The 23,756-nt window shown below is 50.2% G+C and carries 25 protein-coding genes; all 25 read left to right on the top strand.

From position 1 onward, the window contains the following. The first annotated feature begins 275 nt into the window (after positions 1 to 275). Complete coding sequence (locus ACFQ03_RS06545) at positions 276 to 617, top strand: hypothetical protein (protein ID WP_379286945.1); 342 nt, start codon at positions 276 to 278, stop codon at positions 615 to 617. 1 nt (position 618) lies between these two features. Next, the gene (locus tag ACFQ03_RS06540) at positions 619 to 1,623 is read left to right on the top strand and encodes a hypothetical protein (RefSeq protein WP_379286943.1); all 1,005 of its coding nucleotides are present in this window, start codon (positions 619 to 621) and stop codon (positions 1,621 to 1,623) included. Positions 1,624 to 1,627: 4 nt separating this feature from the next. Continuing rightward, positions 1,628 to 2,803 (top strand): metallophosphoesterase family protein, encoded by a 1,176-nt coding sequence (locus ACFQ03_RS06535; RefSeq protein WP_379286941.1) that lies wholly within the window; start codon positions 1,628 to 1,630, stop codon positions 2,801 to 2,803. After that, positions 2,800 to 3,180, top strand: coding sequence for a hypothetical protein (locus ACFQ03_RS06530; protein ID WP_379286939.1), 381 nt, complete (start codon positions 2,800 to 2,802; stop codon positions 3,178 to 3,180). The genes ACFQ03_RS06535 and ACFQ03_RS06530 overlap by 4 nt, the downstream gene beginning before the upstream one ends. After that, complete coding sequence (locus ACFQ03_RS06525; RefSeq protein ID WP_379286937.1) at positions 3,177 to 5,711, top strand: AAA family ATPase; 2,535 nt, start codon at positions 3,177 to 3,179, stop codon at positions 5,709 to 5,711. The genes ACFQ03_RS06530 and ACFQ03_RS06525 overlap by 4 nt, the downstream gene beginning before the upstream one ends. 381 nt (positions 5,712 to 6,092) lie before the next feature. Next, a complete protein-coding gene (locus tag ACFQ03_RS06520; RefSeq protein ID WP_379286936.1) occupies positions 6,093 to 6,245 on the top strand; it encodes a DUF6906 family protein in 153 nt (50 codons plus the stop codon). Between the two features lie 17 nt (positions 6,246 to 6,262). Beyond that, positions 6,263 to 7,264 carry a replication protein gene (locus ACFQ03_RS06515; protein WP_379286934.1) on the top strand — a complete coding sequence of 334 codons (1,002 nt, stop codon included), beginning with the start codon at positions 6,263 to 6,265 and terminating at the stop codon, positions 7,262 to 7,264. Continuing rightward, a complete protein-coding gene (locus ACFQ03_RS06510) occupies positions 7,242 to 7,595 on the top strand; it encodes a hypothetical protein (RefSeq protein WP_379286932.1) in 354 nt (117 codons plus the stop codon). Before ACFQ03_RS06515 ends, ACFQ03_RS06510 begins: the two co-directional genes overlap by 23 nt. Then, complete coding sequence (gene dnaB / locus ACFQ03_RS06505; protein ID WP_379286930.1) at positions 7,588 to 9,006, top strand: replicative DNA helicase; 1,419 nt, start codon at positions 7,588 to 7,590, stop codon at positions 9,004 to 9,006. The genes ACFQ03_RS06510 and dnaB overlap by 8 nt, the downstream gene beginning before the upstream one ends. Then, entirely contained in the window at positions 9,003 to 9,182 is a 180-nt protein-coding gene (locus ACFQ03_RS06500) for a hypothetical protein (protein WP_379286928.1), read from the top strand. Before dnaB ends, ACFQ03_RS06500 begins: the two co-directional genes overlap by 4 nt. A 167-nt stretch (positions 9,183 to 9,349) precedes the next feature. Beyond that, entirely contained in the window at positions 9,350 to 9,763 is a 414-nt protein-coding gene (locus tag ACFQ03_RS06495; protein WP_379286926.1) for a RusA family crossover junction endodeoxyribonuclease, read from the top strand. A gap of 14 nt (positions 9,764 to 9,777) precedes the next feature. Next, positions 9,778 to 10,794 carry a hypothetical protein gene (locus ACFQ03_RS06490; RefSeq protein WP_379286924.1) on the top strand — a complete coding sequence of 339 codons (1,017 nt, stop codon included), beginning with the start codon at positions 9,778 to 9,780 and terminating at the stop codon, positions 10,792 to 10,794. A gap of 111 nt (positions 10,795 to 10,905) precedes the next feature. Next, positions 10,906 to 12,825, top strand: coding sequence for a DNA cytosine methyltransferase (locus ACFQ03_RS06485; protein ID WP_379286923.1), 1,920 nt, complete (start codon positions 10,906 to 10,908; stop codon positions 12,823 to 12,825). Between the two features lie 13 nt (positions 12,826 to 12,838). After that, positions 12,839 to 13,945, top strand: a complete 1,107-nt coding sequence (locus tag ACFQ03_RS06480; RefSeq protein ID WP_379286921.1) for a DNA-methyltransferase — start codon at positions 12,839 to 12,841, stop codon at positions 13,943 to 13,945. Between the two features lie 19 nt (positions 13,946 to 13,964). Next, positions 13,965 to 14,216, top strand: coding sequence for a hypothetical protein (locus ACFQ03_RS06475; RefSeq protein WP_379286919.1), 252 nt, complete (start codon positions 13,965 to 13,967; stop codon positions 14,214 to 14,216). A 90-nt stretch (positions 14,217 to 14,306) separates the two neighbouring features. Beyond that, positions 14,307 to 14,795, top strand: coding sequence for a hypothetical protein (locus tag ACFQ03_RS06470; RefSeq protein WP_379286917.1), 489 nt, complete (start codon positions 14,307 to 14,309; stop codon positions 14,793 to 14,795). Between the two features lie 426 nt (positions 14,796 to 15,221). Beyond that, entirely contained in the window at positions 15,222 to 15,758 is a 537-nt protein-coding gene (locus ACFQ03_RS06465) for a hypothetical protein (protein ID WP_379286915.1), read from the top strand. A gap of 708 nt (positions 15,759 to 16,466) precedes the next feature. After that, on the top strand, positions 16,467 to 16,688 hold the full coding sequence (locus ACFQ03_RS06460; RefSeq protein ID WP_379286913.1) for a hypothetical protein: 222 nt from the start codon (positions 16,467 to 16,469) through the stop codon (positions 16,686 to 16,688). 57 nt (positions 16,689 to 16,745) lie between these two features. Next, positions 16,746 to 18,044, top strand: coding sequence for a site-specific DNA-methyltransferase (locus tag ACFQ03_RS06455; protein WP_379286911.1), 1,299 nt, complete (start codon positions 16,746 to 16,748; stop codon positions 18,042 to 18,044). Between the two features lie 139 nt (positions 18,045 to 18,183). Beyond that, positions 18,184 to 18,399 (top strand): hypothetical protein, encoded by a 216-nt coding sequence (locus ACFQ03_RS06450; protein WP_379286909.1) that lies wholly within the window; start codon positions 18,184 to 18,186, stop codon positions 18,397 to 18,399. 328 nt (positions 18,400 to 18,727) lie between these two features. Beyond that, entirely contained in the window at positions 18,728 to 19,609 is an 882-nt protein-coding gene (gene terS, locus ACFQ03_RS06445) for a phage terminase small subunit (RefSeq protein ID WP_379286907.1), read from the top strand. Beyond that, the gene (locus tag ACFQ03_RS06440) at positions 19,602 to 21,032 is read left to right on the top strand and encodes a phage terminase large subunit (protein WP_379286905.1); all 1,431 of its coding nucleotides are present in this window, start codon (positions 19,602 to 19,604) and stop codon (positions 21,030 to 21,032) included. Before terS ends, ACFQ03_RS06440 begins: the two co-directional genes overlap by 8 nt. Beyond that, entirely contained in the window at positions 21,025 to 22,512 is a 1,488-nt protein-coding gene (locus ACFQ03_RS06435) for a phage portal protein (protein ID WP_379286903.1), read from the top strand. The genes ACFQ03_RS06440 and ACFQ03_RS06435 overlap by 8 nt, the downstream gene beginning before the upstream one ends. A 3-nt stretch (positions 22,513 to 22,515) precedes the next feature. Continuing rightward, positions 22,516 to 23,538 (top strand): retron-type reverse transcriptase, encoded by a 1,023-nt coding sequence (locus ACFQ03_RS06430; protein ID WP_379286901.1) that lies wholly within the window; start codon positions 22,516 to 22,518, stop codon positions 23,536 to 23,538. Positions 23,539 to 23,586: 48 nt separating this feature from the next. Next, a complete protein-coding gene (locus ACFQ03_RS06425; RefSeq protein ID WP_379286899.1) occupies positions 23,587 to 23,724 on the top strand; it encodes a hypothetical protein in 138 nt (45 codons plus the stop codon). The last annotated feature ends 32 nt before the right edge of the window (positions 23,725 to 23,756 follow it).

Genomic DNA, 23,756 nt, shown 5'->3' with positions numbered 1-23,756 from the left:
CAACTATTGACTTCACGGTTCGGACGATGCGGCCAAGCTGCATCAATACATAGGAAAGGAGGGATGGAATGGGAGATATTGCGGATATGATGCTTGATGGGACACTGTGTTCATGTTGTGGGACCTATCTTGGCGATGAGGGAGACTGGTTTCCAAGATTGTGCGAAGAGTGTGAAAACGAAAAATGACCCGCGGCAACGGGTCACTTGAAAAACAGATCTTAAGGCCATCTTACCATGGCAATAAAGATTAAATCAATTATCGGAGGTAATCAAATGGATAAACAATCGATTGCAATGCGAGTACTGGCGCTACCAGAAGAAATCGAAGCTGCGGAAAAAGAACTTATTAATGCGGAAATGTCGCTTCGGGCCGCAAAGGCTAATCTGCAACATAAGGAGGATGGCCTGTTGCTTGGTGTCTTTGATGGCATAGTAATTGACGGTAAGAATGCGGAAACCCGTAATGCACAGATTCGTTCCCATACAGAGTCAGAACGGGAAGCAGTAATGAATTGCGAAATGGAACTGACTAGGGTTCGTTATCGAGTGGAACGACTGCATAACGAGTTCCGGGCACTCCAAGCAGTAGCCGGAATGCTTCGGGAGGTGGCCTAATTTGACAGATGTCACGGTTTTGCAACCTCAACCCTCCGGCGGGAATGCCGGAGGAGGGGCGATCGTTGACCTTGAGTTCGGGAGTGCAGCTGACCTTCGACGGAAATTGGACGGTATGAAACAGAAGTTAAACCTAACAAGAGAGTTCTTTAGAGAGGTCATGCAGGAAGGCGTGGATTACGGAATTATTCCCGGAACGGACAAGCCGACGCTGTACAAGCCTGGAGCTGAGGGGCTGTGCGAGTTCTACAACTTGGCTCCGACAATCGCGGGCAAGGTCGAAGATAAGAATCACGAAACCGGGTATTACAGCGTGGACATCACCGTTCGATTAATTCATCGCAATACAGGATCCATCATCGCTGAGGGAGTTGGCCACGCGAACACCTTCGAGAACCGCTACCGCTGGCGCTGGGTTTCTGAAAAAGATATCCCTAAGGGGCTTAGCAAGGAGGAATTAGTTTCTAAGGAGCGGGATGGCAGATACGGGAAGTTCGTTCAGTATCGGCTTGAAAACGACGACATGCACTCCATTTGGAATACTGTGCTGAAAATGGCGAAAAAGCGTGCTCTTGTGGATGCTGTATTGTCGGCCACTCGTTCCAGCGGAATCTTTTCGCAAACCGAAGAAGAGCTTGAGGCGTACCTGAACGGCGAGGATCCGGAAGCTGGGGACGAAGGAGCCGTTCCGCCGCCTCGCCAACAAAGTCGTTCATCAACCGGAGCGAGATCTAGCGCCGCAGGACGTCAAAGCGGGGGCGCGCGTGGGACAAGTGACAAAAACCGCGCCTTCGATCTTGTAAAGCAGCATAACGGCGGAGCAATGGACTGGAAGTGGCTCACTGATCGTGCATCCGAGGCCCTAGGTCGTTCGATTGGCAAGGTTGTCCAGGATGTTGCGGATGCCGAGTGGAAACTAGTCGCCGACTACTTGGAGCAATATGATTCCAATGGTGGCGATCAAGGTGAACTTGATTTTGACGACTTTCCGGAAGATTTGAGGTGATTATATGAAAATAGCACATATTGCAGACGCACATTGGGGCTTCGGGTATCCGGGCCCCACGCCGTCAGCCCGGTTTGAGGATATTACTCGAACGATGGACTGGGTTGCAGATCGAATTATTTCGGAGGGTTGCGAGCTAGTATTATTCGCCGGCGACGCTTTTAAGGACGCCCGGGTTTATATCGAACGGGCTACAGCAGAAATCAAGGCATTTGTGTCCTGGCTTCGTCGACTTTCGGATGCTGGCATTGAGGTCATCGTGATCAGCGGCACGCCGTCGCACGATGCGATTAGCGCCTATCACCTCATTAGAGAGATGCAGATTCCTGGTGTTCAGGTATTCACTGAGCCGGGAATCGCCTCGCTACCAACTGACGGAGAGGTGATCGTTGCCTGCCTCCCGGGTATAAACCGGTCATCGTTCGCCCTGAAGGACGAGTTCGCAGGGCTGCCTCCACATGAATTTCATGCGAAGATGACGGACTGGATTACAGACACTTGCCGTGATCTCCGCGCCGGGCTTAGTGGTCCCGTTATCCTCATGTCTCACCTGACTTACGACCTGGCCGAAACCGGCTTTGAGGATGCTCTACTTCAAAATGAGCCGGTTCTGACTGACGAGGCCGCACGTATGTTTGATCTCGTTTGCCTTGGTCACATACACCGGCCGCAGCTTGCTGGGAGCAATGTCTACTACAGTGGTGCTCCGGAGCGGCACAATTTTGGAGATGAACGAACGACGCCAGGTTTCTGGATTCATGATACCGAGACGTTCACGACGAAATTTGCCAATTCAGAATTCATTAAGACGCCGGCGCGCCGCTTTAAGACCATCGACTGGTGTGACATGGACATTGAGGCTTGGCTGGATGGTCAGGTGGACGACTTTTCTTCAATAAAGGATGCGATTGTCCGGGTCCGGTATGCCTGTAGTGAGGAGCTGCAGAAGCGGTTTGACCGGCGCTCACTCGAAAAAGCGTTGTACGATGCTGGAGCTTTCTTCGTGGCGGAGATCCGTGCGGAGGTTGAACGATCAGAACGGATCCGGGACGCAGAGGTTACAGAAGGGCTGAACCCTCTGACGGCACTGGCCGCTTGGGGGACCAATCAGGAAATAAAAGAATCGGAGATTGTTGAGCTCCAGGCGTTGACTACTGAATTGTTGGAGGGAAGTGTATGAGTAGCTTGAATCCAGGAATATGTAGGGTTTGCGGCTGTACTGAGGATGATGCATGTGTACATGAGTGGGGAGCTTGTGGGTGGTACGATGACACTCGAACAGTCTGCAATTCTCCTACATGTGCAAAGGAAATTCAACTGAGTGAACAGTTTTATGGGTACTGTTTTCCTGAACCCGACGGCTGGCATACACCGGCTGTTACTCTGAATTCAGCTGAAGAAGTCTTTCGATATACTCAATTGCACGGCAGGACGGGAATGTTCAGGGAAATTCGTGTCACAGATAGCGGTGATCATATTGTTGTACAGATGGTTGATGGAAAATATACATGGCCAGAAGAGTGGAAACAATTCAATAAGGAGGATGCTGCAGGATGATTCCATTACGCCTTATTATCCATAACTTCAGAGCCATCGAGCATGCCGACATTGATTTGTCGGCTGTAACATTGGCAGCCATTGCTGGTCGTAACGGCGCCGGTAAGTCCTCAGCCTTTACCTTGTCACCACGGTTTGCTCTATTTGGGGACGTAATCAAAGGGATTAGCCTTGACGACCTGGTCCGCCGCGGTGCGCAGGAGATGTCCGTAACCTTCGTTTTTGAGCACCAGGGTAGCGTTTACCGGGTTATCCGGACGCGGTCGACAAAGGGTAAGGGAAAGTCCACGCTTGAGCTACAGCAGCAGGTTAACGGAGCCTGGGAAAGCCGGTCGGCCGAGAAGATCACTGACACGGAGGCAAAAATACGGGCTTTGCTCAACCTGGACGACGAGACGTTTACGGCCAGCAGCATGATATTGCAAGGCCAGGCCAACGCCTTCACCGGCGCGACGGCAGGCAAGCGAAAGGAGATTCTCTCGCAGATCCTCGGTCTGAACGTATACGAAGAACTGCAGGAACGTGCCCGGCAGCGGGCCGCTTCCCTGAACATTGAGATTGAGAAGGCTAAGGACAGGATCCTTGCACTGGACGAACGTTTATCCGTCCGACCGGCAAAGGAAAATGAGTTGCGGGTGGCCGAGGATCAGCACAGCGTCACACTAGATATGATCGCGGAGGACGAAATGGTCGTGAAAACTGTCGAGGCTCAGATTGCTGCTATTGATGGAAAGCGGGCTCGGATTCAGCAGATTGAACGGGAAGTGTCGGAATTAAGTAAAGAGATTGCGGCATTGCGGGCCGAAAAGAATGAACAACTCGGGCGCAAGGAACGTGCTGCGAAGATCTTGGCCAACGAAGCGGCCATCATGGAAAAGTCAGCTGAACTGGATCAGATCAAGCGGCAGCTCGCGACTCTGGAAGCGCGGAAGCCCGAATTGGACCGACTGCAGCGCGATTTGACCGTTACCCAAGCGGATTTGTACCAGTTGGAGGATGACCTTCTTCGGCTGGGCGATCGCATAACGGTATTACAGCGGCAGCTCGCCGGGCGGGAGACGCTACGGCAGCAGGCGGAGGTACACGAGGCAGAGACGCAGCGGCTTCGGGAATTCGAGGAGAAAGCGGACCGGTGGAACCGGTTGGAGGCGGAATTGCGTACCCTTGAGGCACAGCGGGACCGTGAAGAAGCTCTAATGAAACTCGACGAGCAACGTCTCAACGACAGAATTGCCGAGCTTGAGCGGCAAAAGGCTCATATCCATGACAGCGGCTGCCTTCCTACATGCAAGTTTCAACGAGCTGCTGCTGCGGCCGTTGCGGATTTGCCAGCACTGCGGGATCAACTGGAGCAATTGGATTGGAGCAGCCTCGTCAAATTGACAGCAAACATTGCTGCCGTGGCGGCTGATCAGGTCAATCTGGGGTATGATTACGCAGCCCATCAAGCATGTAAAGACAAAGTGAACGAGTTGCGCGAGGCAGCCACCGTATACGCCCAACTTGCTGGCAAAGATGAGCTGCTTCAGCAGCTGGAACAGCAGCAACAGGAAAAGTCGGCGCGTTTGACTGCGGGGGAGCAGCGGCGGAATGCTCTGCAGCAGCAAGTGGACGAACTGGAGGCAGATTTGGCGCCGCTTCCAGAATTGGCGGCAAAAGCGGCCGACATCGATCGCTGGGCGCGGCTCAAGGATCAGATCTCGGCTGCTCGGGAGACTGTGGCCAACACTCAGGAACGAATCGCCGCCATCGATCGCGAGATTGCTGGCAAGGAGGAGCGGCAAGACGAGTATGTGCATGAACATGAAGCTCTCGTCCTTGAAACGCTGGAGTTTGATTCGCTGAGGGAGAAGTTGTTCGCTGTACAGGAGCTGCTCCAACAGCGTCGCCGGCATCTCTCGGCACTGGCCGAGCAGATTGGAGGGATCAAGGCGATGCTGGCCGCGCTCGACGCTGACCAGCAGGAACGCGACCGATTGGCCGCCGAGTTGGAGCCGAAGTCTGTCCGATGGACCCGATATCAGTCACTAATCAAGGCCTTCGGGCGCGATGGTATCCCTGCGCTCATCATCGAAAACGCCGTTCCGCAGCTTGAACGCATCGCTAACGAGATTCTTGGCCAAATGTCAAAGGGCAAGCATTATATCCGGTTTGAAACGCAACGAGAGCTTAAGAGCAAGGACGGAGTCGCCGAAACGCTAGATATCATGATCGGCGATTGGACTTCAGAGCGCCCATACGAGACATTCTCCGGTGGGGAGCAACTCCGCATTGATTATGCCATCCGTTTCGCACTGGCTGAGCTACTTGCCCAACGTGCCGGCAGCAAGGTTGAATGGCTAACAATCGACGAGGGGCTCGGCTCTCAGGATGCGGAGCACCGTGCGCTCGTGCTCGAATCTATCAAGTCAGTGTCTAGCCGATTTAAGAGAGTCCTGGTCATCACGCATATTGAAGACGCTCAGGCTGCTTTCGACCAAGTGATTCGATTTGATAACGCCGACGGCGGCGTGGAAGTGCAAGTAGCGTGAATGACGAGTTCGGCCGGCCGCTTCTACAGAGCATGATGGGCGATCGAATCTGGCGACTGATGCGCGTCGATCGTGAGGAATTTATGCGAGAAACACGTGCATACTTCGCCCGGGGATACCCTGGATGGACGGTGGTCCGGGTAAAGTACCCGATTGTGTTTTTGAGAGATGAAAGGGGGCGCGACCTTTGACAGAGCCTATACAACTTGAACTTTTCAATGATATCCCTGCCGAACAACCTTTAAATGGCTTTTATTATGAACGGAGCAGTGATACATTCGTTTCCTTCGTGCTAGGTCGGAGGCATTATGAGGAACCAGCGAAAGGTTGTCGTTATCCGAAAGAGTGGCAAGAACGGTTGAAGAAGGAGCGTGCAATTCTATGAAAAACGGTAAGCGACCAACTCGCAACCAAAAGTTGGCCATCCAATCGGCCGGCTGGAACCCAAACAACTGGTTGGTAGTGAAGAACTTGCCCGGTGAATTGCATCTAATTCATCGTCAGACAGGGACAAAGAAAGTAATATCAGCTTAAGGAGAGGAGGTGCGCCGATGGTATCAATGGTTAATCCGCAACCCGAGGATGCTCATATACGAATTAACAGCGAGATACATAGGGAGATTATCAAGAGGAAATTCACGCAGCGTCAGAGGGACATCATAGATTTTATCCTTACCCTAAGCTGGGGTTGTGGTAGTAAACCATCGGCGCTCATTCCTAAACTAAAGGATTTCGAGTTGTGTGGTGTAGGTAAGAATCATATCAAAAACGAACTCGAAATTCTGGAGTCAAAGAGGGTTATCTTTTGGGACAGGGAGATGAATTTGTTCCAGATTAACAAGCATTATGATCAATGGGAAATAGAGATTATTGGAAAGTATAACAAAGAAAAAATGAACGAATTGATCAGTTTAAACCTATCTAATAGAACATCGAATCTATCGAAAAAAGTTCCTGAAAAGGGAACTGATTTCCGAAAAACGGAACCTGAAAAAGTTCCCGATTCGGGAATTAAGTTCCCAAATAAGGAACCGGAAAGTTCCCGAAAAGGGAACTCAAAAGTTCCTAAAAAGGGAACCTCAAGGTCGAATAAACCCTTACGTATCAAGCGTTTCCGGCTCTCTAAAACAAGTATTAAAACAATTATTAAATATACTACTACAACAACTACAAGAGCGCGGTCGCCTGATGATTATTCTTTCGGAAACGTCTTCCGAGCCTACGAGGAAAATTTTATCGCCGGAGGTAAAGTGACTCAGTTTGATATTGATGAATTTTCGGCCTTGTTTGATGACTATGGTGGGGAATGGCTGTTGAAGGCGATGCGAGAGGCGTATCGTCAAGGGCCGGACAAACGAAACCTTGCATACGTGCATGGTGTGCTAAGGGGATACCAGGAACGCGGTGGTCCAGAATCCAATGGCACAATTACGGTCTCAGATCATTCTACCGGAGCTATGGGAGCCAAAAAGACCAGGCAACAGCGGGACTTAGAAGAACTAGATCGAATGAGGGAGGAAGCGTTGCAACGTGAAAGAGTCGGATGTTATTGACCTCTTGAAGGTCATCAGGCGGGCATATCCTACATTTGATTGCAGTGCCGAAAGCGTACGGCACCACTATAAATATCTGCGGGACTTTCCGTTTGGGGCAGCCCTTGAGAACGTGGAAAAACATATCATGACCGAGCGTTTCCCGCCGACCATCGCAGATATCCGGGGACGGCTCGGTGATCAGATGGAGAGCCAACGAAGCAAAGCAACTGCCGCTGAACATTTCGCTCGACTGGATGCTTGGGGGGCGAATAACACTCCGCCGCCGGAGGATTACTGGGAAAGCATCAAACGAAAATTGCGTGGTGAAGTGGGTGGAGTCGATGATTGATCGTGAATCGGTACTGCAGCATTTGGGAATAGAGAGACCGTTTGACTTGCAAGCGGAGCAGGCGGTACTTGGAGCGATCCTTTTGGACTCGGCTGTGTACGACGTAGCGGTGGACACCTTGCAAGGTGGAGAATTTGCCGACGATGGACATGCCCGGATATTTCGGGCAATGCGGCAACTGCGGGATGCAGAGCAACCGCTTGATCTGGTGACATTGACGGCACAACTCCAAGACAGCGAGGAACTTAATCGCATCGGCGGCGTTAGCTACTTGACCCAACTTGCTAACTCGGTCCCGACAACGGCCAATGTCTCTTATTACGCCGGGCGGGTACAAGAGATGTTCCTGCGGCGGCAAGCGGTGGACGTTGCGCTTAACTTGCTCCGCAATGCCGGCGAGGGCGAGGATGTACGCGAATTTGTGGCAATGGCCGAAACTGCCGTCAGCCGGCTGTCTGACCAGACGATCACGGTTAGAGAGTTTGCAGCAATCAAGCAAGTACTGATACAGGTCTGGGAAGAGGCAGAAGAGCGCTACAACGCCAAGGATACCAATCGGGGCGTGACCGGCATAGAATCAGGCTTTCCGGATCTTGACCGAATGACTGCTGGCTTCCAGCAGAGCGATCTAATTATCGTCGCGGCGCGGCCGTCGGTGGGGAAGACCGCTTTCGCCCTGAATATCGCCCAGAATGTAGGCATTCGTGAGAAAGAGACCGTAGCCATCTTCAGTCTGGAGATGTCAGCGACCCAACTCGTACAACGGATGATATGCGCTGAAGCAGAGATTGACGGCAGTCGTATGCGGACGGGTCGCTTCGAAGGGAATGATTGGGAGAAGATGTCAACTGCTGTTGGACTGCTGTCCGAGGCGGACATCCACATTGACGATACTCCAGGCATCACTGTCAATGAGATCCGCGCCAAGTGCCGTAAACTGAAAAAGGAACGCGGGCTTGGTCTGATCCTGATCGACTACCTGCAACTGATTCAGGGCAGCGGCCGCAGAGGTGCAAACCGGCAGGAGGAAGTATCTCAGATCTCCCGGACGCTTAAGCAGCTGGCTCGCGAATTGGAGGTTCCAGTTATCGCATTGTCCCAACTTAGCCGGGGAGTTGAGCAGCGCCAGGATAAGCGTCCGATGATGTCCGACCTACGGGAATCGGGATCGATTGAGCAGGATGCGGATATTGTCGCCTTCCTGTACCGGGACGATTACTACAACCAGGAGAGCGATAAAAAGAACATCATCGAGATCATCATCGCGAAGCAGCGGAACGGGCCGGTCGGAACTGTGGAACTGTCCTTCATGAAGCAATATAACAAGTTCGTAAGCCTTGATCGGAAGCATAAAGAGACGCCGTCGCCAACCAATGGAAAAACCATTGACATGTGGAGGAAAACGTCATGACGACACAAAGCGAACTGAGTTGGCATTTGGCCACACGAGTCCAGTTATACGTGATCGCTTGTGACGAAAAAGCGTCACTTGCAGACAGGATTTCAGCGGCCGCCGAACTGAAACGGAGAAATCGGCAGAAGTATTGCAGATTGAATTACCGGGAGAAAGTGGTGTATCCCAGGTGAGGATTTCTCAATACAAAAAAAATCGATCCTTTTTACCAAACGTCCATAGGTTATCTGATCAGAGACGGCCGTGGCACCATTCTGGGTGAGGTTTACGTGCTAAATCGGGGAAATATCGTTGCAACAAGAAGGAAAAACGGCCTTAGGTGTGAGAGGAGGAAAGCAAGATGATCAGTTTTACGGTGTATGGGGAACCGGTCGCACAAGGTCGACCAAAGTTTTCAACAGCGGGGGGGTTCGTCAAGGCATATGATCCCAAGAAATCTCGTGATTATAAAGATTTTGTCCGCCTGGCCGCCGTACAGCATGCACCGGATGCTTTGCTAGAAGGGCCCATAGGGATGATGCTTACGGTGTATCGCTCCACTCCGAAAAGCTTCAGCAAAAAGAAGGCTGAGGCGGCGGAAAGGGGAGAGATTCTCCCCACTTCAAAACCTGACGTGGACAATTATCTCAAGGGTGTGAAGGACTCTCTAAAAGGAGTGATTTGGAAGGATGATAGTCAAGTAGTTGATGCGTTTGCGAGAAAGCGATATAGTGCAAGGCCGCGTATCGAAGTAAAAATAAAGGAATTATCTTAAGGGGTGCGTGAAAAATGTCTTATACAGAGTTTAATCCGAACGTGAAAAAAGTGAATCTGAAACCGAAAGGCGAGGTCGAGATCGTCCTGACAACATCTCTTAGTGATCTCCGCGGCAGCGTTGAAACACTATCGGATATGATCGATCAAAAGGTTCGTGTAGCGTTGGAATCTGCAGTGGTGACATATAATGTCCAAATCAATGCCAGGACTCAAAAACCGATCCGGGAATATAAAGTGGATGAATCGGGAGTCGTGTCGGAAATTAAACCTGAAGGAGAACAAGTGGAGATGGATCTCAATCTGCCTAAAGAGAAGGTTCCGATTGAGGAAATTCCCGAAGAAATCGAGCGGAAGATTGTAGACGACTTTATCCTCAGCCTCTTGTCCCCTTCCTACGACGACCTCCCGTATCCCTTCTTTGACTGGGTTTCCAGGTTGGCAGACGGAGAGACCTATTCACGATTGGCGTCTGATTACGGGTTATCGTCCGGGCGAATCGTTGAATTAATCGATGAATACCGCTCACGAATCGCGCCGCTTGCTGCAAAGTGGAACGAGTGGCGGGAACAGAAGCAGGATGCCGAGACCAATATGGGCCAAGCGGCCAAGCCTGAGGTTAAATCCAAGTCGGCAAGCATTCAGGATGATGGCCAAAATGATATAGAAGTATCCGAAGAAGAGGTTGGACCCGAATCTGACAATCTGGATGACGATCTACCCGATTGGATGAAAGATGGCGAAAATGATGGTGTGATTGAATTCGAGGATACAGATAAAGCAGAACCAGCCGTTTCCGAAGCACCCGTTGAAGTAGACAAGGATGAACTTGAACAATTCATTTTGAATAAGAAGCCAGCTTTCGATGATATCCAGTTTGATTTTCCCTCTTTGTTGCAGCGGAAAAAGGCAGGCGAGACCTGGATGGAGATTGCTCATTCGGTCGGAGCTACATCAGGGCAGCTCTCAAGCAAGTGGAACCTGTACAAAAAACGGGTTCGGGATATCATGAAAGGGCCGGGAGCAGCGTAAGTTGCTTATCCCTTAAATAGAAGATCCCTCCCCTCAGTAGCTTGAGGGGAAGATTTTCTATATCCCTTTAACGGAACGTATGAACTCATTTGCTGAAGGGAGAAGGTATTCTTGCACACTCTTGAAAACATCGAATATAAAACGGCCGCAATTTTGTTTGGCGGCATCGGCGGGGAATCTGCCGGGCTGCTTCGTTCACAAGTGGAGTACGGCGGAAAAGTGTACCGTTTTCGGTTACTCTGCTCGATTGATAGTGATCCTGTCGCATGCCGAAATCATGACCTTATCACCGGGGAAAAGACGGCGGTGGTCATGGACTTGTTCAGACGCTGGCAGTATGTAGCATGGCACGGCCACAAGCCGCCAGAGGACTGGCGAGAGGTTACGCCGTGGGATATCTGGCTTGCGTTCAAGCAGCAAGTCCCGTTCTTCTTGTTTCTATCTCCACCGTGTAAGGGGCTGAGCGGGCTTCTGCCGCAGAAAAAATCCGAATCAGATAAATACCAGGCACTCAATTACCTGACCGTAAGTGGTTTGGAGATGGCGCTGCAGGCTTGTTTGGAATATGGCGGAAGTCTTCCTGCAATCATTCAACTCGAAAACGTTCCGCGAATTACATCCCGAGGGAAACCGCTGCTGCGGCAAATTAAGAAATTGCTGGTCAAATACGGGTACGCGGTCAGTATCAGGGCAGACCACAACCTCGGCGAGATCGGCGGGCTCGGCCAAAACCGAGTGCGTTTCCTGATCATGGCACGTCATGAAGCGCAAATCCCAAACGTGATCTATTACCCGGAACTCAAACCGCTGCGCAGCATCGGTGATGTAATCGGCCCGTTGCCGGCACCCGGAGACACGGAGGCCGGGGGACCGCTTCACCGCCTTCCTCGCCTCCAGTGGAAGACCTGGATGCGCCTGGCCCTGATACCCGCAGGCGGTGACTGGCGCGACCTGAACAAGGTGGACTGGCAAAACTTGCGCGTCACTCATGAGCCACGGCGCGGGGCATATGAGGTGGCTGACTGGCAGGAACCCAGCCGAGCGGTAACGAGCACGGCAGGACCGGGCCGCAGCAATGGTGTTACCGCGGTGTCGGACCCGCGCCTACAGATTGGCGGCGAAGGAAAGACCAACCTGCTCCGTATCCAGTCAGTAGATGAGCCTGCTGTTTGTGTAACCGGGGCCGCCGGGACACATCAGGGCGCTTCATGTATTGCGGACCCTACGCTTTCATACCGCCCGGGGCGTCATCCGGCGCAGTATCGGATTGTCCGAGTAGATGAAGTGGCGCCATGTGTGACCGGTTCGCGGCTTGGGAGCGGAGCGATCGCGGTGGCCGACCCTCGAATTAATACAAAGCTTCATCCTGATAGCTACGGCGTCCAGGATTGGGATGCAACAGCCAAAACCGTTCGATCGGCCAATCGCATTATGCAGGCAGCAGGAAGTATAAGCGATCCTCGTATCGCTGATCGTCCCGGACGCTACACTGATAAATTCCGGGTACAAGCCGACGGTGAGCCCGCCGCCACCGTAACAGGAACGACTGACGTACAAAGTGGTGCTCAATTGGTTGCTGACCCTCGTATTCAAAGCGCACCGCGCGCGGATACCATGGGGGTTCAGGACTGGAGTACAACGGCCAAGACCGTCACGGGCAGCATGGATGTGCATGCCGGCGCTGCCGCCGTCGCCGATCCGCGTATCCCGGCGGACAACGAACAAGGTGTATGGTTGATTATCGCCCAGGACGGAACATGGCACCGCCCGCTCACAACCTACGAGTTGGCAATGCTCCAAAGCTTCCCGACGCATTTGCCGGATGGAAGGCCATTCCAGCTTGAGGGATGCAGCGACGCAAAGGCTCGGGAATATATCGGGAATGCCGTTCCCCGGGACGCAGCGGAGGAAATGGGGAATGTAATCCTGTTGGCCGGAGCTCAAGCAGAAGCCGGGATCACCTTCGAAATGAGTTGGGATCCGGTATGGGTGGCTCCCATGGAAGACGAAGTGCCAGTTCGTGTGCATTAGGAGGATATCAAAAATGATCATACAAGGAAACTGCATTGAAGTTATGCCACAACTCGAGGCCGAATCCTTTCACACATGTGTGACTTCCCCCCCATATTGGGGGCTGCGGGATTACAGTCTGACCCAGACATACTGGCCAGAGGTGACGTATACGCCGATGCCAGGGCTGTCGCCCATGACCGTACCGGAGTGGACCGGTTGTCTTGGTCTAGAACCAACTCCTGAAATGTTTGTTGCTCATATGGTAAAGGTTTTCCGGGAAGTATGGCGTTTATTACGAAAGGATGGAACCCTATGGCTTAATTTCGGAGATAGTTATGCCGGCGCTCCTCGGAGGGACGAGGGATTTAATGAGAGATGGCATGGAAAGCATTATTTATCAGATAAACAAGGGGATACAGTTAGGCAAAGGCCTAAAAGAATATTGCCGTCAAACCTTAAATCTAAAGACCTTGTCGGCATCCCATGGCGTGTAGCCTTTGCGCTGCAAGCAGATGGTTGGTATCTCAGATCAGATATCATTTGGAACAAGCCTAACGCGATGCCAGAAAGCGTTAGGGACCGTCCTACTAAGGCTCATGAATACATCTTTCTGCTTTCTAAGTCAGAGAAATACTATTACGACAAAGACTCTATAAAAGAACCAATGGCCGAATCAAGTTTAGCTAGATTATCACAAAATATCGAGGCTCAACAAGGTTCGTATCGAGCAAATGGCGGAACAAAGACAAACGGGCCAATGAAAGCAGTGGGTAAGGCATATAGTTTTAGTCGGAAAGTAAACGAAGGAAAAGTGCCTGGGAAACCGGCTCAACATCGGGAAGAACGAGAAGACATCAAGTATTACGGATACCGTAATAAGAGATCGGTATGGAATGTGTGCACGGCCCAATTTTCAGAAGCGCATTTTGCCACATTTCCCGAAATATTGATTGAGCCGTGCATCTTAGCTGGTGCTCCGGTGGGGGGGCGGGTCCTTGATCCTTTCGGCGGATCCGGAACGACCTATAAAGTAGCACTGGAAAATAACCGGGAATGCACCATCATTGAATGGAATAGCTCATATGTTGAGATCGCAAAGAGACGTACTGCAATAATACAACCGATTTTAAATCTATGAAAAAGGTTGGTGGTCAAAGTTGGAAAGAGAGTACCCTTTGAAGGATGGAGGATCACTAATAAGGACCGAAGAAGGTGTTTTGTTTTGTCGAAGCAGTCCAGGGATGATTCCCCTACTGACTGATCCGGAAGTCGAAATTGACGATGTTCTGGAGTGTTATCGTGACGTATTAGACGAGAATCGTCGGCTACGGAAGGAAATCGCAAAATTGGAAGAAGAAAAAAGTTTTTTTCTCAAAGCATATATCGAAAAGATCATGCAAGAAAAATAAAAAAAGCCCCCGCACCTTGGCCGGACCGCGGGGGAAGAGTCTATTAGTATTCCTCTCAAACCAATATAGCACAAAAGGGGAATGAGGGGAATGGCGATGGTATGGGGGCAGTTTGAGCTTTTTTCGGAAGCAACAAGGCAAGAAATCCAGAAGACGAAATTCCTTCTCAAAAAATATACAAATATGATTGCTCTGATGCAAGATTACGAGCGGTTCGAGAAGGACCTAGCGCTGGTGGCCGTTGATGGAGAGGTAGGACGCCGGATAGATGCAGAAGACCATCATGCTGACAAAACGGCGAATGCCGTCATATTGACGGAAAAGCAGAAATGGGTATATGAGCAGTATTGTTTTTACACAAGTATGCTGCAGCGGGCTGCCGGTCTGATCCAGGATGAAGATGCAAAGAAAGCAGTTGAGTACCGGTTCTTCCAGGGATATAGTCGTAAGGAGACAATTCTATTTTTTCGGAGGGGGCTGAGCGATAGCACGATCGACCGAAGAATCGATGAAGGAATACTGTCAATTGCGAATACATTGAAACTGCTTGGGTTCTTCGAACGGCTGACCGAATTTTGACGAAAATGTGGGACATTTCGGGAAATGTTGAAGTCCGCCTGAGGAAAATAACATGTTATTATGGCATTGTGGAAATCGAGCGAGAATGAAACGCACGGCTGCTACTGCAGCGAATGAACCGGGGCGTACCTCTTCTCGCTTTATCTATTTATAGTAGGAAACATAACAACATCCGTCTAGCGGACCTTGAATTCGCAGACGGACTTTAAGTATTTCTCTCCATTTATGACGACAGCAATCTCCGAATGTCCCTGGATCGGGCCGCCGTAGTCGATTAATTGGCCCTGTTGCCAGACTTCGACTGACTTTCGGAAAAATATAGCGTTATCGAAATCAAATGGTGATTTTAGGGTGTAACCTTTCTCCAAGATAAAAACCTCCTTTTGGACTAATACTTTCGGCAGGGGTGCAGGAAAATCCTTCCTTGTGTCGAAGTGTGATGGAGTAGAAAGATTTTATGAATCCATCGAAGAATGGAAAGACAAATCACACCTTTGGGTACTGGAACCGAGAGCGATTTTCTTTGAAATTGGCTACAAACTAGGCGCGAATTTTGTAACATCAGATGATTTTATTGGGAATACAAAAGAGAGGGTTCTAGAGCTTCTAAATAATGAAAAAATTAATGAAGATTTTTTGGTGTGTGGTATGGTGAATGTTGTTACAGAAACATTAGAACGCATTATATACACCCAAGGAAGCTCAATCGTCAACAATGAAGAATCTATAAGAAGATCATCAGAGGTACAACAAAAGTATAATTTCGATGAAGAATCCAGGGAAGAAGCAGTTGATGCTTTCGAAAGAGTACTAACTAGGTTAAAAAGAACTGACTATTATCAACACGCTCAAATTAATTTAGATAACTGGAAAGAAATTGTTAGCCGTAATTTTTCAAGATCTAAAAGAAATGAGTGGGAGGACCAACAAGCGATAGAAGCATTTGGTAAATATAAAATTTAAAGTTATTAAGTTAAGCACCCTAACCGGTGCTTTTTCTCTGCTCTCACGGGCAATAAAAGCCCGTTTCAAGAACGTATGCTCCCGTAGTATATTTACAGGATGAAGTCCGTAGAAAGTCGGAACGGGGCCATTCTGGCGCTCTGGTGAAACATTAACGGCTTTGCCTGAGGGGGAAACCGACTCAACACAAAGGAGTGGAGGATGCTGCTGCAGACAATGATGGAATTGCCCGAGTACGGTCCTTGGCTTGTAACCCACAAAGGTGATCGTGCTTGCCGTCTTCTGGCCGATCGTCATTACTCCCGGCAAACCATCGGGAGTCCTCAATTCTGTCGGCCTGGTCGCAACCTTGTGTTGAGGACGGCTCCAGGTGATGCTGTTTGGGTCACATGGTCAGGTATCCGGGATGACGGGCTTCAAGCTTGGGAGTGCGCGATCTTCCGAAACGAGTCCAACCATCTTAGTAGCGACATGATCCGCGCCGCAGTTGAAGCCACATACATTGAATGGGGACAGCCTCCGCCAGACGGCATAATCACATATGTTGATCAATCGAAAGTTCGGAGTTCTAATCCGGGCTTTTGTTTTTTGAAAGCTGGCTTCCGGCGGATCGGACGGAGCAAGAGGCGGGGGCTGGTGTTGTTACAGTTCAAAGTCTGAAGGAAATCCCTTCCTTTTGTCGAAATATAATGAGAGGGAGGGATGGGCATGTATTTAAAACTGATTGACACCAAAAGTGATAGTGTAGGTTTTAGTAATAGACATGGACATATAACCGAACAGAAATATGAGTGTCCATGTGGAAAAGGCGTCGTAGCTTATGAAATTGATGACATTACAGGGTTTAAAAATTGGGACATTTATTGTGATTGTAAGAATTGTAGTGATAAATATCATTTTAAAAGAGGGGGTATAGCAGAAGAAAAATAGTTACAGTTTTTTAGAAGTTAGCACCATCTAGTGCTTTTTTTAAAAAGGAGCGATCACATGAACATTCAAACCATCCCAATAGATCACATCAATCCAGCAGTCTACAACCCCCGTGTCGATCTTCAGCCTGGCGATCCGGAGTACGAGAAACTGCGCCACAGCATTGAATCGTTCGGGTACGTAGAGCCGATCGTCTGGAACGAACGGACCGGCAATATGGTCGGCGGGCATCAACGCTTCAAGATCCTTGTCAAAGAGCTAGGGCACTCGGAGGTAGAGGTTTCCGTTGTTGACCTGAACCCGGAGCAGGAGCGTCTGCTTAACCTCGCGTTAAACAAGATCAGCGGGCGATGGGATGAGGATGCCTTGGCCATATTGCTCTCGGAACTGCAGGTGGTCGGGGCGGATTTGGAGCTTACCGGCTTCGATCAGGATGAGATAGGAGACCTAATCGCAGGGATGCCGGACGTACCGGACATAGAGCCGCAGGTGGTTGAGGATGATTTCGATGTTGGCCGGACTCTTGAACAGATCAAGGAGCCAGAGACGCGCCGCGGCGATGTCTGGCAGCTCGGGAGGCATCTTTTAGTGTGTGGCGATGCTACGGATCCGGAAGACGTCTCACGATTGATGGAAGGAGCCAAGGCTGCCCTTGTTGTCACTGATCCGCCGTACAATGTGGCCGTAGAGAGCGATTCGGAGCGGCTCGCTGCAGACGGACGCAGCAGTATAATGAACGATGACATGCCCGCAGAGGAATTTGCGGGCTTTTTGCATTCCGTTTTTAAGAACTATGTTGCAGCAATGGAACCCACCGCAGCAATCTATGTCTTCCATCCTTCTTCTTATCAGCGTGAATTCGAGGATGCCATGAACACAGCAGGCATCGTTGTCCGTTCACAGTGTGTCTGGGTGAAAAACGCCGCTTCCTTCGGTTGGTCGCAGTACCGCTGGCAGCATGAGCCGGTTTTCTACGGCCATATGCGCAGGCAGTCCCCTGCCTGGTACGGCGACCGCCGACAATCGACGGTATGGCGTTCGGGATTGCCGGCGGAAGAGCCCTTGCCAACAACGGTATGGGAAGTGTCCCGCGGAGACGTCACGAAATACGTCCACCCGACACAGAAGCCTCTCGAATTGCTGGCCATACCAATCGGCAACAGCAGCCAGCGCGGCGACTTGGTCGTCGATTTCTTCGGCGGTAGCGGCTCCACATTGATGACATGTGAACAGATGGGCAGGGCGTGCCGGACCATAGAGCTTGATCCAGTATTCTGTGATGTGATTAAAAAGCGGTACCAGCAAGCGACTGGTATCGAGCCAATTCTTATTCATCGGTCTGAAACAGCAGCATAAAAGAAAAAGGAGGACGCGGTAACGTCCTCCCCTTAGACCAGGGTATCCCCCGGCTGAGATAGCGGCCCGCCGCGCGCGGCATTTAGCTGACATCCGCTATCTCGCATTCCATCATATCGGAAAGCCGAGGGGAACGACAATGGGAACAACGAATAATGAAGATTTACTGCTGCAGCATGAGCTCGCGGTGATGGAAGGTATCTTGGAGTCTAAAGAACAGTATCGCAAGATCGTAAAAGCTGCTATTGCACGCTGGGTTAAAGACTTTCAAGCTGGCCACATTGAAATTAAGACGGTGGACGATCTGAAAAAGCTGATTGAAATAGATATAGAGTTACAGAAGGATGGATTGTAGTACACTCTGAACGTTATTTATGTATTGCAGATCCTTATCATAAAATCGGGGGCCGAATACAGACCTTCAATAATTGATAAGGAGTTGTAACGTATGGTACTAAAGCGTTTTGAAGAAGAAGGAATCTCAAGCAGAAAGTTAGGAGAACAGGTAAAGCGAGCTACTCTCTTAGAAAGTTTGACAAGCGAGTTAGAAAGAGCTGAAAAAGTCAGGTATACATACCCTGATTGGATAAGTCTAGGGAGTAAACCCGATATTCCTAACCAAGTTCTGAAACTTAAAAAAGGGTCCTAATGAGTCTTTTTCTTGTCGGAGGTGGTGGTATGTAGTGGCGAGAGAACGGAGCCCACAACGGGCAGAAGCCAAGAAAATGTGGCTGGACAGCGGCGGCAAGATGAAACTAAAGGACATTGCTGCCTCCCTCGGAATCGGCGAGACTCAGGTCCGCAAGTGGAAAAGTCAGGACCGCTGGGCTGACGATTTGAAAGGTAACGTTACCAATGAATCTAATAGTAACGTTACCAAACGAAGAGGAGCGCCGAAGGGCAACAAGAACGCTCTTGGCAATAAAGGTGGTGCCCCGAAAGGGAACCAGAACGCTAAGGGAAACCGCGGCGGTTCCGGCGGTCCTCCCGGTAATAAAAAGGCTGTTACAACCGGCGAGTATGAGACGATCTGGCTTGATGCTCTTGAGGAAGACGAGCAGGAGCTTGTTGACCTGATCGATACTGATCCGATCCAGCAAGCAGATGATGCGATTATGCTGCTATCTATCCGGGAGCGACGCATGCTGCAGAGGATCAGTAAGCTGATGAATGGGTTGACTGAAAAGCAGCGGCGTGTCCTAAATGAACTCAAGGCGATTAAGGATGTTATGACCGTTCACGATGAAAAGACTGGTGTTACTAAGACAATACCGGTTACTCGCACTGAAATGGTCGAATCCGAGATCGAAGAAACTGAATTCCGTGCGATTGACGATATCATCAAACTTGAAGAAGCGTTGACTCGTGTCCAGGACAAGAAGTTGAAGGCAATCGAACTTAAAAATAAGCTGGTGGCCATCGATGAGGAAAAACAGGTTCGGACGGCCATCTTACAGATTGAGCTACAGAAACTTCAGGGCGGGGCAGGGGCAACACAAAGTTGGACCGATGCACTGAAAGAAATTGCAGAGAAACGTCGAGCGAAGGTGGAGTCAAATGGGTAAGCCGTATAACGTCGTCGCCGACCTCGTTTCTCTCATTGACCTTTATTGGGATGATCCCCTTGCTTTTGTCCAGGACATGTTGGGGGTTGAGCCGGACGAATGGCAGGCTGCTGTTCTCCATGATATTGCTCATCATCCTTTAGTGAGTGTGCGGTCTGGCCAAGGTGTTGGTAAAACTTCATTGGAAGCTTGGGTAGTCGTCTGGTTCTTGTGCTGTCGTCCAAACCCAAAGGTTGTTTGTACTGCACCAACTAGGCAGCAGCTGCATGATGTGCTTTGGGCAGAGGTCGCTAAGTGGCTAGAGGGCTCGATGGTGAAGAATCTGCTCAAATGGACGAAAACCAAGATTTATATGATCGGCCATGAGGAGCGTTGGTTTGCAACAGCCCGGACCGCAACCAAGCCGGAGAATATGCAGGGCTTTCACGAGGACTACATGCTTTTCATTGTGGATGAAGCATCCGGCGTTGCGGATCAGATCATGGAAGCAATCGACGGTACGCTGTCTGGTCCAGAAAACAAACTATTGATGTGCGGAAACCCGACTCGAACGAACGGGTATTTTTATCGTTCGCATCATCAAAACAGGGGAGACTTCAAGACTCACAAGGTTTCGTCACGTGACAGCAAGCGAACCAATCGTAAAAACATTGAGCGTCTTGAAAAGCAATATGGTAAGGACAGCGATGTTGTTCGCGTCCGGGTGGATGGGGAGTTTCCCCGCGCTGAGCCGGACACCTTCATCCCCTTGGAATTGGCCGAGGCGGCCGCTATGCGGGAAGTATACCAACAGGAAGACGGGAGTCTTAATATCCCGGAAGCGGCGCCTCTTGAGATTGGCGTCGACGTAGCCCGTTTTGGTGACGACGAAACCGTCATTGTGCCTCGAGTCGGCCTTCTGGTTCCGCTTATCAGGACATATACCAAAAAGGATACCATGGAGACGGCCGGGTGGGTCATTAACTTAGCAAAGGAGCTCATGCTGACTTACGGACGCCCGCGCTGCACCATTAAGATTGACGATGACGGCGTCGGTGGTGGGGTGACTGACCGAGTACGGGAAGTGGTTCGTGAAGAAGGGTTGTACATCGACGTGATCGACTGTCACAACGGCGGCAAGGCTGACGACCCCGACCACTATGATAATTGGGGGACTGAAGCCTGGGCGAATGTCCGGGACTTGCTGCAGGCTGGGGACATTCAGATACCTAATGATGAGGATCTGATCGCCCAACTTTCAACCCGGAAGTACACGGTCACAAGCAAAGGACGTATTATTCTTGAATCAAAAAAAGACATGAAAAAGCGGGGACTTCGATCACCTGACCGGGCGGACGCGCTTGTTTTGGCGTTTGCGAAAACCGGAATGGTTGTCGATCCGATAGCCGCAGCTCTGTTGAGAGGAGGGAAACTTTATGGCTAGTTGGTGGACCCGTGCGGTTGGTGAAATGTCTCGACTGCGAAACGGGTTATCTGGATTGTGGGGTCTTGTTACCGGCAGTATAGGCGTAACGTATACGCTTGACTCAACACGCGTCGACTATAAAAAAGCACGGGCTCTATATGATAATACGGAGGAGAATTACAAGCTTGGAGCTGGCTTTGCAAAGAAAATTGTAAATGCGACCGTAGGATTTATGGGTATTCCGGAGATAAACAGCGTGGACGAAGAGGCCAAAGACCGATTACAGAAGTTTTTCAAGAAGAACCATTCCAAGGTCCAACGTACACAGATAAATGCGATCAAAGAGGCAGACTGCTTCGTTTGGCTTACGCGGGAGGACAACCCTTCTCTACTTTACCCAGAAGAGAATAAGCGTCTAGTTTATAACATCATCCCACCAGAACAAGTCAAGAAAATCAACCGAGACCCTCTCACCGGGGAACCGCTAGAGTATATCCTTGAATCTACCCATACATGGGTAGATGAGAGTGGAGCGAATCGGAAGGCAACCATTAAGCAACGCATAAGCGCGGAGCGACGCATAATTGAGGTTGAAGGCGATCCCCCTCCTGGCCTAGAGGCTGGAGAGACATTGAATCCGTGGGGATTCATACCTATCGTTCACTTTAAAAATGAAGGAGACGAGACAACTGAGTTCGGCAAGAGCGATCTAGAGTCTGTTGAACCGTTCTTGAAGGCTTATCATGACGTTTTTCTCCATGCGATTCAGGGCTCTAAGATGCACAGTACGCCGCGGTTGAAGCTAAAACTCAAAGATGTGGCCGCGTTTCTGAGGAATAACTTCGGAGTTAACGACCCCGCTGAGTTTGCAAAAAAGGGAGGCACTCTCAAACTTGAGGGTCATGAAATGTTGATATTTCAGGAGAGTGAGGATGCAGCGTTTATCGAGGCGAAGTCCGCTACAGGTGATGCTACCGCATTGCTGGAGTTCATCTTCTACTGCATCATATCCGCATCAGAGACGCCGGAGTTTGTTTTTGGTGTGCATACTCCGTCGTCACTTGCTTCGACCAAGGAGCAGATGCCTGTGTTTATCCAAAAGATTGAGCGTAAGCGGCAGATGTTCGCGGATTCTTGGAAATTGCTTTGTCGTATGGTCCTATCTATGATTTCTCAGTCGGAAAACGTATCGTTTTCAACTTTTGAGACTGAACTGATTTGGGAGAATATAGACCCTCGTGATTCGAAGGACGCTGCCGAGGAATTGAAACTGATAGTCGAAGCACTCGACAAAGCAGTGAGTGGGCAACTCATGTCAATGGAAGCAGCCGTGGAGTATCTGAAATACTGGATCGATACCATCCGTGATTTCGAATCGGACGATCCAGAAGTGGCAGGTGAAAAGGATCGAATATTGCAGACTTCTATATTCCGAGCGCGCCTTGAAGATGCGTCGTATCTTGACGCTGAAAAAAACGAGTTGGATAAGGCGGGATAGGGTATGAGTAAAATTGCTTTTGCCTCCGCTCAGGAGATGCTGCGGCAATTAAAGCTGACCGTCGGACCATATTTTCAGTGGGCATTATCGGCTCGAAAAAAATACATCGAGCTTCGCCTCAGACAGGACCAAGAGGTCCGTGGGATTTATATACGGGCTACCGACAAACTGGCGAAGGAAATTCGGAGTTTGAAACGCCAAGGTTACGGCAGTCAGATGAACATCCGATATCTGACGGCGCTGGAGCAGTCTCTTAGGGATAATGGCATTGCAGATTCTTTAATGAAGGTAATGCCTGTGTATTTGGGTAGGGCTATTGAAGCGGGCTCCAGCTATTCATATGAGGTGACTCTATCGCAGATCAGCAGAACGAAGCTTGCAAAGGAACCTGTCCAGAAGGCGTTTGCTAGAGCCAATAAACAAGCGGTCGAAACATGCTGGGCACGGACCCATAATGGCTTGCATCTGTCTGACCGTATCTGGAAGCATGATCAAAAGTATCGTATGGCCATGAGTGAGATCATCCAGGATGGTGTTGCTACAGGGGAGGACCCGGTAGCAACTGCGCGGCAGCTTGAACAGTACGTACGCCGAGGGAAGAAGACACTGGCCGCCGAGTATCCTGAGATGATGGAGCGAATGGGGAACCGGATACCGCAAGATATCTCATATGAAGCCCTTCGGCTTGTCCGGACGGAAACAGCGGCCGCCTTTGGTGAGGGAACAATCGCAGCGGCAAGCGTCTCGCCATCATATACAGGAATGCGCTGGCTGCTCTCCAAAAACTCAGACCCCTGCCATATTTGCAAAGGATTGGCTGAAGCTAATCACGGCCTCGGCAAGGGTGTCTATCCTCCAAGCGATGAACCTCCGATGCCAGCACATCCTAACTGTATGTGCACGCTTGTTTCGGTCCATGAGGACACAGATGCCTTTATAGATCGCTTGAACTCATGGATTAAGGATCCTGCATCGCAACCCGATTTGGAAAACTGGTATCAGAACGTATATTCCAAAGTGGCATAGCATCATCCTTTTCTTGCAAGATATGATAGTTTCAAAGGAGGGATGCACATGTCAGGGGGCATTGAAATCGAATTCCCGTTGATTCCGACCGAGGAAGAACTCCGAGAGATGCGTAAGGAGCAGACCAGGGAAAAGCTGCAGCTACTCGATGGCGGCAAAAATTCAACCGAAAACGATAAAGATTAGGCGCCTTTTAGGGCGTCTTTTCTTTTGTCCGA

This window comes from Paenibacillus residui, from assembly GCF_042677205.1.
In the GTDB taxonomy this organism is placed as follows: Bacteria; Bacillota; Bacilli; order Paenibacillales; family NBRC-103111; genus Paenibacillus_L; species Paenibacillus_L residui.
Note: the sequence above shows the minus strand (reverse complement) of the source record. Positions and strands in the feature narration are given on the sequence as shown.

Coding starts and splice junctions, on each gene's coding strand:
- ACFQ03_RS06545 (WP_379286945.1), top strand. CDS start 276: ATGGATAAACAATCGATTGCAATGCGAGTACTGGCGCTACCAGAAGAA.
- ACFQ03_RS06535 (WP_379286941.1), top strand. CDS start 1,628: ATGAAAATAGCACATATTGCAGACGCACATTGGGGCTTCGGGTATCCG.
- ACFQ03_RS06530 (WP_379286939.1), top strand. CDS start 2,800: ATGAGTAGCTTGAATCCAGGAATATGTAGGGTTTGCGGCTGTACTGAG.
- ACFQ03_RS06525 (WP_379286937.1), top strand. CDS start 3,177: ATGATTCCATTACGCCTTATTATCCATAACTTCAGAGCCATCGAGCAT.
- ACFQ03_RS06520 (WP_379286936.1), top strand. CDS start 6,093: ATGAAAAACGGTAAGCGACCAACTCGCAACCAAAAGTTGGCCATCCAA.
- ACFQ03_RS06515 (WP_379286934.1), top strand. CDS start 6,263: ATGGTATCAATGGTTAATCCGCAACCCGAGGATGCTCATATACGAATT.
- dnaB (WP_379286930.1), top strand. CDS start 7,588: ATGATTGATCGTGAATCGGTACTGCAGCATTTGGGAATAGAGAGACCG.
- ACFQ03_RS06500 (WP_379286928.1), top strand. CDS start 9,003: ATGACGACACAAAGCGAACTGAGTTGGCATTTGGCCACACGAGTCCAG.
- ACFQ03_RS06495 (WP_379286926.1), top strand. CDS start 9,350: ATGATCAGTTTTACGGTGTATGGGGAACCGGTCGCACAAGGTCGACCA.
- ACFQ03_RS06490 (WP_379286924.1), top strand. CDS start 9,778: ATGTCTTATACAGAGTTTAATCCGAACGTGAAAAAAGTGAATCTGAAA.
- ACFQ03_RS06480 (WP_379286921.1), top strand. CDS start 12,839: ATGATCATACAAGGAAACTGCATTGAAGTTATGCCACAACTCGAGGCC.
- ACFQ03_RS06470 (WP_379286917.1), top strand. CDS start 14,307: ATGGCGATGGTATGGGGGCAGTTTGAGCTTTTTTCGGAAGCAACAAGG.
- ACFQ03_RS06460 (WP_379286913.1), top strand. CDS start 16,467: ATGTATTTAAAACTGATTGACACCAAAAGTGATAGTGTAGGTTTTAGT.
- ACFQ03_RS06455 (WP_379286911.1), top strand. CDS start 16,746: ATGAACATTCAAACCATCCCAATAGATCACATCAATCCAGCAGTCTAC.
- ACFQ03_RS06450 (WP_379286909.1), top strand. CDS start 18,184: ATGGGAACAACGAATAATGAAGATTTACTGCTGCAGCATGAGCTCGCG.
- ACFQ03_RS06440 (WP_379286905.1), top strand. CDS start 19,602: ATGGGTAAGCCGTATAACGTCGTCGCCGACCTCGTTTCTCTCATTGAC.
- ACFQ03_RS06435 (WP_379286903.1), top strand. CDS start 21,025: ATGGCTAGTTGGTGGACCCGTGCGGTTGGTGAAATGTCTCGACTGCGA.
- ACFQ03_RS06430 (WP_379286901.1), top strand. CDS start 22,516: ATGAGTAAAATTGCTTTTGCCTCCGCTCAGGAGATGCTGCGGCAATTA.
- ACFQ03_RS06425 (WP_379286899.1), top strand. CDS start 23,587: ATGTCAGGGGGCATTGAAATCGAATTCCCGTTGATTCCGACCGAGGAA.